This window comes from Mesorhizobium sp. B3-1-6 (assembly GCF_006439555.1).
Classification (GTDB): domain Bacteria; phylum Pseudomonadota; class Alphaproteobacteria; order Rhizobiales; family Rhizobiaceae; genus Mesorhizobium.
The window spans coordinates 72,734-87,269 of record NZ_VFTM01000024.1; the positions used below are offsets into that span (position 1 = coordinate 72,734).

A 14,536-nucleotide genomic window follows, 5' to 3' on the forward strand; every position below is an offset into this window, starting at 1 on the left:
CTTGCGCTCCCCTATCCCGGCGATTACCACAAATCACTTATCCGTTTTGGGGACCAGCGATGAAAGACGTGCTGAAGGAACTCGAGCGCCGCCGCGAGATTGCCCGCATGGGCGGCGGCAAGGACCGCATCGAGGCGCAGCATAAGAAGGGCAAGCTCACCGCTCGCGAGCGCATCGAGGTCTTCCTCGACGAGGGCTCGTTCGAAGAGTTCGACATGTATGTCGAGCACCGGTCGACCGATTTCGGCATGGAGAAGACCAAGATCGCCGGCGACGGCGTTGTCACCGGCTGGGGCACCGTCAACGGTCGCCCGATCTATATCTTCGCCAAGGATTTTACCGTGTTCGGCGGCTCGCTGTCGGAGGCGCATGCGGAGAAGGTCATCAAAGTCCAGGAGATGGCGCTGCGCAATCGCGCGCCGATCGTCGGCCTCTATGACGCCGGAGGCGCGCGCATCCAGGAAGGTGTGGCGGCTCTCGGCGGCTATGCCGAGATATTCCAGCGCAACGTTCTCGCCTCCGGGGTCATTCCGCAGATCTCGCTGATTATGGGCCCCTGCGCCGGCGGCGATGTCTACTCGCCCGCCATGACCGATTTCATCTTCATGGTGCGCGACACCTCCTACATGTTCGTCACCGGGCCGGACGTGGTCAAGACGGTGACCAACGAGACGGTGACCGCCGAAAGCCTCGGCGGCGCTTCCGTCCACACCACCAAGTCCTCGATCGCCGACGGCGCCTATGACAACGACGTCCAGGCGCTCTTGCAGATGCGCCGGCTGGTCGATCTGCTGCCGGCCTCCAACACCGCCGAAATTCCCGAGGTCGAGTGCTACCAGTCGGTGACGGATCACGATCTGTCGCTCGACCGGCTGATCCCGGACAATGCCAACAAACCCTATGATATCAAGGAACTGATCCTGAAGGTTGCCGACGAGGGCGATTTCTTCGAGATCCAGCAGAGCTTTGCCAAAAACATCGTCACCGGCTTCGGCCGGGTCGACGGCCGCACGGTGGGCTTCGTCGCCAACCAGCCGATGGTGCTGGCAGGCGTGCTCGATTCCGACGCCAGCCGCAAGGCGGCGCGCTTCGTGCGCTTCTGCGATTGTTTTTCTATCCCGATCGTCACCTTCGTCGACGTGCCGGGCTTCCTGCCGGGCACCGCGCAGGAATATGGCGGGCTGATCAAGCATGGCGCGAAGCTGCTCTTCGCCTATGCCGAGGCGACCGTCCCGAAGATCACCGTGATCACCCGCAAGGCCTATGGCGGCGCCTATGACGTGATGGCGTCGAAGCATCTGCGCGGCGACATGAACTATGCCTGGCCGACGGCACAGATCGCCGTGATGGGCGCCAGGGGCGCGGTCGAGATCATCTATCGCAAGGACATCGGCGATCCGGAAAAAATCGCCGCCCATACAAAGACTTACGAGGATCGCTTCCTGTCGCCTTTCGTCGCCGCCGAACGCGGCTATGTCGACGAGGTGATCATGCCGCATTCGACCCGGCGCCGCGTCGCGCGGGCGCTGCGCATGTTGCGCAACAAGGACATGCAGAATCCCTGGAAGAAGCACGACAACATTCCGCTGTGAGAATGCCTCCTCCATCAGCCGAGAGGAAAACAACCGCTAGCATGAGCGCGGAGACGAAATGCGAATAACACTTGCGGCCCAGGGCCTTATTCCGTGCAAGGGCTATGGCGGGATCCAGCGGCAGGTCGAATGGCTGACCACGGAATTGGTCAAAATGGGGCATCAGGTGACGCTGATCGCCGGCCCGGGGTCGTCGCATCCGATGTGCGAGGTCCGCCACGCGGTCACCAATGACGAGTGCCGCGCGGCCGTTCCCAAGGACACTGACATCGTCCATCTCCATGCCTGGAAGGTCGAGGTCCCCTTTCCGACGCTCAATACCGAGCGCGGCCACCTGCCGGACTATCCGAGGCCGCAGCCGAACTGGAGCTTCATCAGCGCCCGCCATGCCGAGCTGCATGGCCGCAAGACCTTCGTCTACAACGGCTTTCCGGTCGATGCCTATCGCCTGGCGCCGTCGAAGAACGACCATCTGTTTTTTATGGCGGCCATCGCGCGGGCCGGAAAGGGTCTCAACCGCGCGGTGGACCTCGCGAAAAAATACGATTTCAAGCTCGATATCGCCGGCGGCTCGCGCTGGAAGCTGCTTGGCCGCAGCAAGACCCGCCGCGAGGGTGTCTTCTTCAAAAGCCTGTCGTCCCGCTTCCGCTATCACGGCATGGTCGATGGCGAACCGAAGGTGCGCCTGCTGGGCGAGACCAAGGCCTTTCTGAACCCGATTTCGTGGGAAGAGCCATTCGGCAATGCGCCGATCGAATCCATGCTGTGCGGCACGCCGGTCCTCACGACGGCGCGCGGCGCGCTCCCCGAAACCGTCGATGCCGACACCGGCCGTTTCTTCGGCACGGATGAGGAGTTTGCGCGCGGTTTCGGCGAAATTGGCGGTTTGCCGGCACAAAGATGCCGCGAATCCGCGGCAGACAGGTTTCCGATCGAGAAGGCCGCAAAAGCCTATGTCGAGCTCTACCACCGCATTCTTGATGGCGAAGCGCTTCCGTGACAAATCATGCAGGCATTTCCCGTCGGCGATGGCCATTCCGGATCGAGAAGGTATCGCGCATTGCGTCCCATCCTGGTTTTCTGTCTGCCGGCGATCGGTGACTTCATCCGCTGCCATGCGGCCATCCAGATCATCGCCGAGAGATTCCCGGGGCAGCCGATCGATATCATCACCTCGAGGATCGCCGCGCCGCTGGCGCGGCTGATGCCGCATGTTCGCAAGGTTTGGATAGCGGAGAAGGACTGGAAGCCAGGGCTGAAAGAGCGGGCGCGCCTGTCGCGAAAACTGCGCGAAGAGGATTATCAGGCGGCCTATATGCTCACCAGCAGCACCAAGGCTTCGCTGGTGCCGTGGCTTGCCGGAATACCGGAACGCGTCGGCTATCCGCGCGAGTTTCAGTTCGGCATCGTCAACCGCCTGCCCGCCGGCTGGCTGAAAGCGATGGTGGCCTTCGGTCCGCGCAAGACGCGGCTGGCGGAACAGGTCTGCGCAATCGCACGTCTCGGCAAAACGCCGGCCGAAGACGGGTCGTTGCCGGCTCCGCAATTGGTGGTCTCCGCCGAGGAGCTTTCCGGTTGGCGTCGGCGCAACGGCGTCGACCCGGACAGGCCGGCGCTCGCGCTTTACACTTCGGATTTTGCCAACAAGCGCTCATGGCCGATCGAACGCTTCGTCTCGATCGCGCGCGACCATGCTGCCCGCGGTTGGTCGGTTTGGCTCATCGGCGGGCCGCGCGAGCGGCAGGCCGCGGCGGAAGTAAAGGCGCGACTGCCTGAGGCGATCGATTTCACCTCCACACCCGATATTGCGGAAGCGATGTGCCAGATCGCGGCCTCGACCGTCTTTCTCGGCGTCGACGGCGGCATTTCCCATGCCGCCGGCGCGCTGGGCGGTCCGTGCGTGCTCATCTACGGTTCGAACCGAGCCTATGTGCACGGTCCGGTCAACGGGCAGGTGATCTTCCTCGAGCCGCCGATTTCGACGCCGGGTTGGGTGGAGAACACGCGCGCAGTGACTGAAGACAGGGTTCGTGAGGCGCTCGCGGCGGCGGTCCGAAAAAACGCGCCGCAATTCGCCTGACTTATTCCTCGGCCGCCGCTCCGAAACCCGCGCCTAGGCTCGCGCGAGCCGTGGTCGCCCATGGCGTCGCATGGTTGTCGATGCGCATCTGGAAAATGAAATAGGTCGGCGAGCAGAAACCTATACCTTTGACCTTGGCGGCGCCCGGCGTGTCCGCCGGCAGCGACTGGCACATATAGTCCTCGCGGCAGAAATGATCGGCCGAGCACGCCGGGCGGTTGCCGCGGTTGACGGCGCCACCGAGACATTGGTCGAAATTGTTGGTGGCCACGCAGATGTCGAACTTCTTGCCGCCGACCAGTCCGCAGATCTCGCTGGGCATCGGCTTGCCGGGTTTGAAGGCGGCGAAGGCGCGATCCTTGTCATCGCAGGCGCGATAGGCGAAGCCGCCTGGAACGCCGATCTTCGGCGGCCGGCAGGTATAGGCGGTGCGCGAGATCGCCGGCGCGAAGGCGGCGAACTGGCCGGTGATCTTGTAGCGGTCGTTGAAAGGCTGTGCGCTGTTGCTGGCGATAGTTCCGGTCAGGCATGGGTGGCCGGAAAATATTTTGTCGCTCTCCCTGGGCAGCAGGCATTGCGCCAATTTGGTTCTTACGCCCGAAGCGGTGGCGACCGGCATACAAACCGTGCCGGCGCCGCATTGCCAGGTGCCGCCGAAGCGACTTGCGTCTTCCGGCATCAGGCATGGCATCGCCGTTTCGGCCGGCGTGTAATCGACCTCTCCTGCATCTTTCCAAGCGGCCGGCGGGGCGAAGGAGAGCGGGCGGAAGGGGTTGGGCTCCTTGCCCTCGGCGGTCGCCTTGAGCCACGCCTCGCGGCGCGGGATCTCGGCATGGAGATGCGGCGAGATGCCGACCTCGAGGCGGTTCAACGGCGAGGTCGTGGCGTCGTCCAGACCGATGAAATGGAAGCCGGCGGTCGAGCCCGCCTGATGGCAGCCCTGGCAGGCACCGTTGTCGAGCCGCTCGACCAGAGCTTCCGGCGTGCGTACCAGTTTCAGCTTGGAATAGTCGAGCCCGGCAAAGTCCTTCGGGTCGAAGAGCGGCGTGAAGGGGTGGTTGGCGTGCCTGGCGCTGCCGAAGGTCGACCATGAGATGACTTTTCGGGCGAGAAATTCATCCGGGATTTCGTAGACGCCGAGATCGACCGCCGCGGCATTGGCGCGAACATAGTCGGCAAGCCGTGCCTTGAGCTCAGCATCCTCGGCAAGCCGGGCCGTGTCCGGCGTATTTTCCAGCGGCTTCTCGCCGACCGCCGAACCATCGATGCCGAAGATGCGCATCAGGTAAGCGGCCTGTCCGCCGAACTCGGTTTCCTGGCCCGAAGGAAAGCGCACAACCTGCGCGTTGAGCTCGAGCTGCTTGAAGGAAAGGCTCGTCTTCTCGAGCGGCCCGCCGGTCAGCCAGCCGGCATCGACCGTTTCGTCGAGCTGCGGCGTCCAGCGGCCGGCAGCGCCCACGCAGCCACCATCGGCGTCTTGAGCGACGCGGTATATCGCGCTGAAGTTGAACGGCAGGCGCGAGGCCAGTTGCCTGCCGTTCTTCTTGAAGCTGTAGGCCAGCCGATAGATGAACCGCACCTCGCCGCAGCTCGTCTCGTTGCCAAGTGCTGCGAAATCGCGCCGGTCGAGCCGGTTGACGACGCCGACAAGGCGGAAGCGCGCGGCGTTCGTCTTCAGCCAGCGCATGTCGATGATGCGGCCGACATTGCCGTCGGTCACTTCATAGAGAGTGCGGCCGCCAGCCTTCATGTCGCCGCGCAACGCGGCGACGTCGCCGGCCACCGTGTCGACGATGGCGTGGTAGGCGGGCGCCTCGTCGTATAGGGATTTCAGGTCGTCGCTGCCGTCGACGCCGAACAGGCCGGCGAAACCGTATCCCCTGGCGTCGAGCGTGGCGAGGATGCGCGGGTCGTCGACGATGGTGATCGGGCGGTCGGCGGCGCGCGCCGACTGCGTAGCGAATAGAGCCAGGAGAAGGGCTACGATAGCGAGCACCAGCCGTTTCATCGGACCGCGCTCTCCGCCAGTTCGCGAAGAACCGGCACCATGGCCAGAGGCAGGTCCTCGGCTATCAAACCCGGCCCAAAACGGCTGCCGGCCTCGGCGTGGATCCAGACCCCGGCGCAAGCCGCTTCGAAGGCCGGCATGCCTTGCGCGAGAAGCCCGGCAATGATGCCCGCCAGCACGTCGCCCGAGCCGGCGGTGGCGAGCCAGGGCGCGCCATTGCTGTTGATCGCGGCGCGGCCATCCGGCGAGGCGATCACGCTGTCGGCGCCCTTGTAGACGATCACTGCGTTGGCGCGTCGCGCAGCTTCGCGCGCCTTGGCCAGTTTGGACAGAGCCTTGTCACCCGCAATGTCGGCAAACAGCCTGCCGAACTCGCCCTCATGCGGCGTCATGATCAACGCCGGTGCGTCCGGCCTGCCGGCTGCCTCGAACAGCGTCGCGGCCGCGTTGCGAAAAGACGTGATGCCGTCGGCGTCGAGCACGAGGCCCTCGACGCCGCCGTCCTGGCGGTTTTTGGCGAGCACGGCAAGGGTGAAATCGCGCGCCTTGTCGCCGATGCCGAAGCCGGGGCCGAGGACGAAGGCGGATGGTCTGCGATCGCCGATAAGGTCATGCACATCTTCGATCGCATCGACCTTGCGCAGCATGATCGAGGTCAGATGCGCCGCGTTGACCTGCATGGCGTTCGCCGGTGAGAGCACGGTGACAACCCCTGCCCCGCTTCGGGCTGCCGCAAGCGCCGAAAGGCGCGCCGCGCCCGTCGCGGATGGTCCGCCCGAAAAGACGCTCGTGTGGCCGCGCTTGTATTTGTGCGCGTCGATGGCCGGCGCGGGAAAGGTCGCGATCCAGAGCGCGGGTCGATTCTCGAAGGCTCGCGGCGCGACAGCGTCGATAATCTCGTCACGAATGCCGATGTCGGCCAACACGATCTCGCCGCATCGCTCTCGGCCCGGCAGAAGCAGGTGCCCGGGCTTCTTTCGCGCGAACGTCACCGTGAGGAGCGCGCGAAATGCCGGGCCGAGGACTTCGCCGCTTTCGCCGGAGACGCCCGAAGGCAGGTCGATCGCGACAACCGGCAGGTTCATCGCCGTCACGATGTCGACCGCGCCTTTGGCGTCGCCGGATAGCGGCTTCGACAAGCCTGCGCCATAGATCGCATCGACAACCAGCGAGCCAGCCTCCGCGGAGAAGGCCGAAAGCAGGTGCCGTTCCAGAGTGCAGTCAGCCGCCGCAAGCGCGGCATCGCTGCCTGCCCGCGGTTCGCCGGATGTCCACAGAGCTACATCCACGCCCGCCTCGGCCAGCAGCCGCGCCACGACATAGCCGTCGCCGCCATTGTTGCCGGGACCGCACAATACATGCACCCTCGTTGCGGCCGGATAACGCGCCAGCGCGACGGCAGCGACCGCCTCGCCGGCACGTTGCATCAAGCGATAGCCGTCGAGCGGACCGGCCGCGATTGCCAGTCTGTCGGCTTCGGCCATTTCGGCCGGCGATAGAAGTTCATTGTACATGGGATTGCCGATCTCCATACGATCAAGCATTGTCCAGTTTTCGGTTCGAAGCAAACCAGCGCAACCGGGTATCATCTTGCCAAGGCGGTCGCATCCGGGAGGGGTTCCGCCTGCAAATTGGGCTGCCTGCCTATTTTTTGTGCGGGCGTAAGGAGGAGCGATGTATAGGATTTGGGCGTCCATGACGCATCCGATGCAGCGGATGACGCGAATGTGCATCCGGACGCAGCATGGGCTCGAAAACGCCCCTCGCCGCCTGCGCTCCTCAGGATTGGCACGGTTCGTGCTTGATGGAGGCGCAAGCGGGCCACACAACCCGTCTTCTTGGCAGTGGAGGCCACTTTTTACATGAAAAAGATCGAAGCGATCATCAAGCCATTCAAGCTGGACGAAGTGAAGGAAGCGCTTCAGGAGGCCGGACTGCAAGGCATCACCGTCACCGAGGCCAAGGGTTTCGGCCGCCAGAAGGGACACACGGAGCTTTATAGAGGCGCCGAATATGTCGTCGACTTCCTGCCCAAGGTGAAGATCGAAGTGGTGCTCGGCGACGAGGCCGTCGAAGGCGCCATCGAGGCCATCCGCAAGGCGGCGCAGACCGGCCGCATCGGCGATGGAAAAATCTTCGTCTCCAACATAGAGGAAGTCGTGCGCATCCGCACCGGCGAAACCGGCATCGACGCCATCTGACCGACCTTCAATCATTCCGGACGTCATCACACAGGGAAGAAATGACATGACGACAGCCAAAGACATCATGAAGCAGATCAAGGACAACGACGTGAAATTCGTCGACCTGCGCTTCACCGATCCGCGGGGCAAGCTGCAACATGTGACGATGGATGTCGTCGAGGTCGAGGAAGACATGTTTGCCGACGGCGTCATGTTCGACGGCTCCTCGATCGCAGGCTGGAAGGCGATCAACGAGTCCGACATGGTGCTGATGCCGGACACGGATACGGTCCACATGGATCCGTTCTTCGCCCAGTCGACCATGGTCATCCTGTGCGACATCCTCGATCCGGTCTCGGGCGAAGCCTATAACCGCGATCCGCGCGGCACCGCCAAGAAGGCCGAAGCCTACATGAAGTCCGAAGGCATCGGCGACACGATCTATGTCGGCCCGGAGGCCGAGTTCTTCGTGTTCGACGACGTCAAGTACAAGGCCGATCCCTACAACACCGGCTTCCGTCTCGACTCGACCGAACTGCCGTCCAACGACGACACCGACTACGAGACCGGCAATCTCGGCCATCGTCCGCGCATCAAGGGCGGCTATTTCCCGGTGCCGCCGATCGATTCCTGCCAGGACATGCGCTCCGAGATGCTGACCGTGCTCGCCGAAATGGGCGTGCGGGTCGAAAAGCACCACCATGAGGTCGCCGCCGCACAGCACGAGCTCGGCATCAAGTTCGACACGCTGGTACGCAACGCCGACAAGATGCTGATCTACAAGTATGTCGTGCACCAGGTCGCCAATGCCTACGGCAAGACGGCCACCTTCATGCCGAAGCCGGTGTTCGGCGACAACGGCTCGGGCATGCACGTCCACCAGTCGATCTGGAAGGGCGGCAAGCCGACCTTCGCCGGCAACGAATATGCCGGCCTGTCGGAGAGCTGCCTGTTTTATATCGGCGGCATCATCAAACACGCCAAGGCGATCAACGCCTTCACCAACCCGCTCACCAACTCCTACAAGCGTCTGGTGCCCGGCTATGAGGCGCCGGTGCTGCTCGCCTATTCGGCGCGCAACCGCTCGGCCTCGTGCCGCATTCCGTTCGGCAACTCGCCGAAATCAAAGCGCGTCGAGGTCCGCTTCCCCGATCCGGGCGCGAACCCCTATCTCGGCTTCGCCGCCATGCTGATGGCCGGTCTCGATGGCATCAAGAACAAGATCCATCCGGGGCAGCCGATGGACAAGGACCTCTATGATCTGCCGCCGAAGGAGTTGAAAAAGATCCCGACCGTCTGCGGCTCGCTGCGCGAAGCGCTGCAGAGCCTCGACAAGGATCGCGGCTTCCTGAAGGCCGGCGGTGTCTTCGACGACGACCAGATCGATTCTTACATCGAGCTCAAGATGGCCGAGGTCATGCGCTTCGAAATGACCCCGCACCCCGTCGAGTACGACATGTACTATTCGGTCTAAGCGTCTGATCGAATGAAAGTTTCGCCCTTGGAAGGCTCTCACTTCCAAGGGCTTTTCATTTCTGAAGACGGGTTTTCGCGTCCACGCTTTCCATCGGGCAAAAAAGAACCCCGGCGTTTTGCCGGGGTTCTCGCATGGACAGGTGTCGGAGGGCTGACGCCTATCCCGCAAGCTCGTCGGGGCCGTGCAGCATCCAGTCGGCTCGGCGCGACAGGAACAGCAGGAAATAGATCGCGGCGACGGCCATGATCGCCAGCGTCGCAATCAGGCTCGGGCGTCCGAAGGCGGCGTCGAGCCAGTTCTGGTAGGCGACATAGACCAGCGCCACGAAGGCGAGGATCGCCGGCACCGGAAACAGCGGCATACGATAGTGGCCGCCCGAGGTGGTGCCGTTGCGGCGACCGGCGAAAACCGCGACGCAGAGCAGTGCATAGATCACCACCAGCGAGGTGCCGCTGACCACCAGCAAGAGGTTGAGGTCGATAAAGCAGGCAAGCGCTGCCAGCATCACCACCACGATGGTGGCGATCCACGGCGAGGCATAGGTACCGTGGACCGACGCGACCGCGTTGTTGATCGGCCCGAACCAGGTCTTGTCGCGCCCTGAGCTGAACAACAGCCGCGCCGCCTGCAGGATGATGGCGATGACAGCGTTGAAAATGGCCACCGCAATCGCCAGGCTGATCGCCACCGTCAGCCAATGGCCGCCGCGCGCCTCGAGGAAATACTCGATCTTCTGGGGTGCGGAGAGCAGGCCGACGAGATCTGGGGCGCCGAGCAGCACCGCGGTCAGCGGAATGAGCTCGGCGGCGACCGTGATCACCAGCGCCCAGAGCACCACCTTGCCGATGTTGCGCTTGGCGTCGTGCGTCTCTTCGCCGAAATAGGCGGCGGCGCCGTAGCCGTTATAGGCAAAGAGCGACACGGCGGTGGATGCGAGGATGATGGCGGCCGAGACCGGAACCAGCGTGTTGGTCGTGGCGTCGAGCAGTTGCGGCGCGGTGAAAAGGCTGGTGAGCGGCCGCTCGATATGGGTGAAGCCGAGCCAGATCAGGACCAGCAGCGCCAGCATCTCGATGCCGAGGAAGATGCCGGTGACGAAGGCGTTGAGCTTGATGCGCATGGCGGCGACGGCGCCGGCCAGGATGATGGTCACCACACCCACCCACTGCGGGCTGAGATTGGGAATGAGGACGCCGAGATAGGTGCCGACGCCGAGCGCGATGACCGCGACGATGAGCACGATCGACACGAACACGAGCACCAGCGTGACGAAACCCCAGAAGCGCCCGAGCGTGCGGCCGATCATGGTGTATTCGCCGCCGGCCATCGGATAGGCCGAGGAAAGCTCGGCATAGACGAAGGCCATGAACAGGCCGATGACGGCCGCGATCACGAAGCTCAGGAACGAGCCGGTGCCGGCCAGCGCAATGACGCCCGGCATAATGATGAAGACGGATGATGCCGGCGTCACCGCCGATAGCACGATCATCAGCGTGCCCAGCGCGTTCAGCGCCCGGTCGAGACCCTTGGCGCCGGGCGCGGCCTTGTCCGTGGCCGCCGTAGTGGCTTCGTTTGTGGACATTGTCCTCCCCTTTTTTTAATTTGATAAAAATTACTATCCGTAACGGAAGCTAGCCGCGTCGACACATAGCGTCAACAAATATGCGATATGTCGGCTTGCAAAAATCTACAGGCCAGTTTTTATTGAATCGTATTCAGGAAAATGAAATGGGCAGACCCAAGACACAGACCGATCGCCGCCTGATCCTGGTAGCGGCTGCGGAATCGATGATCGCCAAACGCGGCCTCGCCGCCGTCACCTTGCGCGACGTGGCCAACGAGGCCGGCATGAGCTCGAGCGCCCTGCTCTATTACTATCCCGGCCTCAAGGAGCTGCTGGACGACGTGCAGGCAAAAGCGGTCGAGCGCTTCTGCACGCAGCGCGCGGCAGCGGTCGCAACAATCGCCGATCCGAGGGCGCGCCTGAAAACAATGCTCGACAGCGGCCTGCCGACCGACCCGGGCGACCAGCTTTGCCGACTTCTCTTGGAGCTCGGCGCCTATTCGCGCTCGGACGCAAGCTATGCCGCCCGACACATCACGCTGTTCGAGCGCCAAGTGGCGATCTATGTCGGCATCCTCGAAGCGGGCGCGGCCACCGGCGTCTTCGTGCTCAATGCTGCGAGCGAAGTCATCGCCCGCAGCCTCGTCGTCTTGGAAGACGGGCTCGGCCTTCACCTCGTCAACGTCGTGCCGGCTGTCGACCACGCCTCGGCAATGGCGATCCTCACCGGTTACGCCGAACTCGCGACCGGCTGCAGCCTACGCTGAGCCGGCTTTCATCAACGGAGCATCCTCAGCATGGATCAACGAATAGACTTGACCGCCACGCCGGCCGGCAAGACGCGCGCCCGCGGCCTCGGCATTCCCCTGCCGGGCACGCCGGGACCTGCCAATGCCATCACCGATGTCGATGGCGTGCTCGTCGGCTATTCAACGCTGATCAAGGGCGACGGTAAGCTCAACATGGGTCACGGGCCAGTCCGCACCGGCGTCACCGCGATCCTGCCGCTCGGCCGTGACGGCATCGGCGTGGCTTTGGCTGCCGGCTATCATTCCTTCAACGGCAATGGCGAGATGACCGGCGCTTCATGGCTGGAAGAGGCCGGCAGCCTCTCCATGCCGATCCTGATCACCAACACGCACGCCGTCGGCCCCTGCCATCGCGGCATCATCGACTGGGTAGCGCGCAACAAGCCCGAGGTGGCGAACCAATGGCTGCTGCCGGTGGTGGCCGAGACCTGGGACGGCTATCTCAACGACATCAACGGCTCGCATGTCACCGTCGACCACGCGATCGAGGCGATCGAGAATGCGGCCGCCGGCGCCATCGAGGAAGGATCCGTCGGCGGCGGCACGGGCATGAACTGCTACGCCTTCAAGGGCGGCTCCGGCTCAGCGTCGCGGATCGTCGATTATGGCCACCGCGCCTACACGGTCGGCGTCTTCCTGCAGGCCAATTTCGGTTCGCGACATGAGATCAGCATCGCTGGCGTTCCGCTCGGGCACGAGCTTACCGCCGACAATCCAATGGAGGCGTATTTCGGCGGTCGGCCGACGGGCGCCGGCTCCTGCATCGGCATCGTCGCCACCGACGCGCCGCTGCTGCCTGGACAGTGCAAGGCGCTGGCGCGGCGCGTGCCGCTCGGGCTGGCGCGCACCGGCACCGCTGGCTCGCATTTTTCCGGCGACATCTTCCTCGCCTTCTCGACTGCCAACCCTAATGCGCTCAACGGCCGCTTCCCGAAAGGCGCGCCGACCGCGGAGAGCTACAGCCATATGGACTTCGTTCCCTGGGGCCGCATGGACGACTTCTACACGGCCGTCGTGCAGGCCACCGAGGAGGCCGTGCTCAACGCGCTGGTCGCCAACGAGGATATGGTCGGTCGTGACGGCAACCGCACCCCCGCCCTGCCGCACGGCCGGGTGGTGGCGGCGCTTAAATCGCGTGGCGTCATCACCAGTTGACGATAGTCGGCGGAGATTTCTCGCTGGTAGTTGCCATGCAAAAAGCCCCGGCATTGACCCGCCGGGGCTTTTTTGTCGTTCTCGTCCTGTCACAGGCTTAAGCCTGTGACGTCGAAACAATCAGGCGGCAGCCGAAACGGCGGCGGTCGAAACCTCGGAGATCGTCTTCAGGACCTGCGAGGCGATCTGGTAGGGGTCGCCCTGCGAGTTCGGGCGGCGGTCTTCCAGATAGCCCTTATAGTCGTTCTTGACGAAGGAGTGCGGCACGCGGATCGAAGCGCCGCGATCGGCGACGCCGTAGCTGAACTTGTTCCACGGCGCGGTCTCGTGCTTACCGGTCAGGCGCTTGTCGTTGTCCGGGCCGTAGACGGCGATGTGATCCATCAGGTTCTTGTCGAACTGGGCCATCAGCGCCTCGAAATAGGCCTTGCCGCCGACTTCGCGCATGTAGGAGGTGGAGAAGTTGCAGTGCATGCCCGAGCCGTTCCAGTCGGTGTCGCCGAGCGGCTTGCAGTGGAACTCGATGTCGATGCCATACGTCTCGGTCAGGCGCAGCAGCAGGTAGCGGGCCATCCACATCTGGTCGGCGGCCTTCTTGGAGCCCTTGCCGAAGATCTGGAATTCCCACTGGCCCTTCGCCACTTCGGCGTTGATGCCTTCATGGTTGATGCCGGCGGCGAGGCACAGGTCGAGATGCTCCTCGACGATCTTGCGCGCGACATCGCCGACATTCTTGTAGCCGACGCCGGTGTAGTAAGGACCCTGCGGCGCCGGATAGCCGCTCTCCGGGAAGCCGAGCGGACGGCCGTCCTTGTAGAAGAAATACTCCTGCTCGAAGCCGAACCAGGCGCCCTCGTCGTCGAGGATGGTGGCGCGCTTGTTGGAGGCATGCGGCGTCACGCCATCGGGCATCATGACTTCGCACATGACCAGCACGCCATTGGTGCGGGCCGGATCCGGATAGACGGCGACGGGCTTCAGCACGCAGTCGGAGCTGTGGCCCTCGGCCTGGTTGGTGGACGAGCCATCGAAGCCCCACAGCGGCAGCTGCTCCAGCGTCGGGAACTCGGCAAATTCCTTGATCTGGGTCTTGCCGCGCAGGCTGGGGGTCGGGACGTATCCGTCGAGCCAGATATACTCGAGCTTGTATTTGGTCATTCCAGTGCCTCTCGTTGCTTGGGCGCCGCAAGTGGGCGGCGTCAACGCATGGCCGGGCTTGCCGGCCTGCCGATCGTTAAAAAGCAATTCGTATGCCACTCCGCCTTCGGCGGGTGCGGCAAAATGGTCATGGCAAGGCGTTGATTTTGCTCAGCCGCCTCACTACTGCGCTCGGATCGCTCAATCGATATTCCTGCATAAATAATTGGCAAATAATGATCTTTTTGTAGGCATATTGCCTAAACGAATCGCAGAACCTATCTTGCTTGATAAGTTGAATCGGCAAGTCCCCGGACAAGCAAGGAGGTCGCCAATGCAAGTCGTGCAGCCGCGTCCGTCGGCAAAAATCCTGATGTTCCCGCTGGCAGGACGCAAGTCTGCCTCAAATTTAGGCGCCAAGGCCAAATTCGCGGCAGAGCTTGCGGCGCTTCGCGGCGAGCATGCCGACTTTGACGGCTGGTACCACGAAGCAGCCGTCGAAGAAGAAAATCAGCGCAAGAGCTGATCGCC

At 63.3% G+C, this 14,536-nt stretch carries 12 protein-coding genes; 8 read left to right on the top strand and 4 right to left on the bottom strand.

Going from position 1 to position 14,536, the window contains the following annotated elements; all coding sequences use genetic code 11:
- Positions 1–59: 59 nt before the first annotated feature.
- Genes FJ414_RS21050 through waaF form a run of 3 tightly spaced genes read left to right on the top strand, consistent with a single transcriptional unit; the run spans position 60 to position 3,672 of the window.
- Complete coding sequence (locus tag FJ414_RS21050; RefSeq protein ID WP_140646260.1) at positions 60–1,592, top strand: acyl-CoA carboxylase subunit beta; 1,533 nt, start codon at positions 60–62, stop codon at positions 1,590–1,592.
- Positions 1,593–1,650: 58 nt separating this feature from the next.
- Positions 1,651–2,592 (top strand): glycosyltransferase, encoded by a 942-nt coding sequence (locus FJ414_RS21055; RefSeq protein ID WP_140646261.1) that lies wholly within the window; start codon positions 1,651–1,653, stop codon positions 2,590–2,592.
- 6 nt (positions 2,593–2,598) lie between these two features.
- Positions 2,599–3,672, top strand: a complete 1,074-nt coding sequence (gene waaF / locus FJ414_RS21060) for a lipopolysaccharide heptosyltransferase II (protein WP_246672455.1) — start codon at positions 2,599–2,601, stop codon at positions 3,670–3,672.
- A gap of 1 nt (position 3,673) precedes the next feature.
- On the opposite strand, the gene FJ414_RS21065 is transcribed toward waaF, so the two are convergent.
- Together FJ414_RS21065 and FJ414_RS21070 are read right to left on the bottom strand one after the other, a co-directional pair.
- Entirely contained in the window at positions 3,674–5,680 is a 2,007-nt protein-coding gene (locus FJ414_RS21065; protein ID WP_140646262.1) for a hypothetical protein, read from the bottom strand.
- On the bottom strand, positions 5,677–7,194 hold the full coding sequence (locus FJ414_RS21070) for an NAD(P)H-hydrate dehydratase (RefSeq protein ID WP_140646291.1): 1,518 nt from the start codon (positions 7,192–7,194) through the stop codon (positions 5,677–5,679). Before FJ414_RS21070 ends, FJ414_RS21065 begins: the two co-directional genes overlap by 4 nt.
- A 348-nt stretch (positions 7,195–7,542) precedes the next feature.
- Between FJ414_RS21070 and FJ414_RS21075 the strand changes: the two genes are divergently transcribed.
- A complete protein-coding gene (locus tag FJ414_RS21075) occupies positions 7,543–7,881 on the top strand; it encodes a P-II family nitrogen regulator (RefSeq protein ID WP_018428041.1) in 339 nt (112 codons plus the stop codon).
- A 46-nt stretch (positions 7,882–7,927) separates the two neighbouring features.
- Complete coding sequence (gene glnA / locus FJ414_RS21080; RefSeq protein WP_140646263.1) at positions 7,928–9,337, top strand: type I glutamate--ammonia ligase; 1,410 nt, start codon at positions 7,928–7,930, stop codon at positions 9,335–9,337.
- Positions 9,338–9,497: 160 nt separating this feature from the next.
- Here glnA and FJ414_RS21085 read toward each other — a convergent pair whose 3' ends face one another.
- Positions 9,498–10,922, bottom strand: coding sequence for an APC family permease (locus FJ414_RS21085; protein WP_140646264.1), 1,425 nt, complete (start codon positions 10,920–10,922; stop codon positions 9,498–9,500).
- Between the two features lie 146 nt (positions 10,923–11,068).
- On the opposite strand from FJ414_RS21085, the gene FJ414_RS21090 reads away from it, so the two are divergent.
- Both FJ414_RS21090 and FJ414_RS21095 read left to right on the top strand, forming a co-directional pair.
- Positions 11,069–11,671, top strand: coding sequence for a TetR/AcrR family transcriptional regulator (locus FJ414_RS21090; protein ID WP_140646265.1), 603 nt, complete (start codon positions 11,069–11,071; stop codon positions 11,669–11,671).
- 30 nt (positions 11,672–11,701) lie between these two features.
- The gene (locus FJ414_RS21095; protein WP_140646266.1) at positions 11,702–12,868 is read left to right on the top strand and encodes a P1 family peptidase; all 1,167 of its coding nucleotides are present in this window, start codon (positions 11,702–11,704) and stop codon (positions 12,866–12,868) included.
- Between the two features lie 120 nt (positions 12,869–12,988).
- Here the strand turns inward: FJ414_RS21095 and FJ414_RS21100 are convergent, their stop codons facing one another.
- Positions 12,989–14,026, bottom strand: coding sequence for a glutamine synthetase beta-grasp domain-containing protein (locus FJ414_RS21100; protein ID WP_140646267.1), 1,038 nt, complete (start codon positions 14,024–14,026; stop codon positions 12,989–12,991).
- A gap of 313 nt (positions 14,027–14,339) precedes the next feature.
- Here FJ414_RS21100 and FJ414_RS21105 point away from each other — a divergent pair, with 313 nt between their 5' ends.
- Entirely contained in the window at positions 14,340–14,531 is a 192-nt protein-coding gene (locus FJ414_RS21105; RefSeq protein ID WP_140646268.1) for a DUF2735 domain-containing protein, read from the top strand.
- Positions 14,532–14,536: the final 5 nt, after the last annotated feature.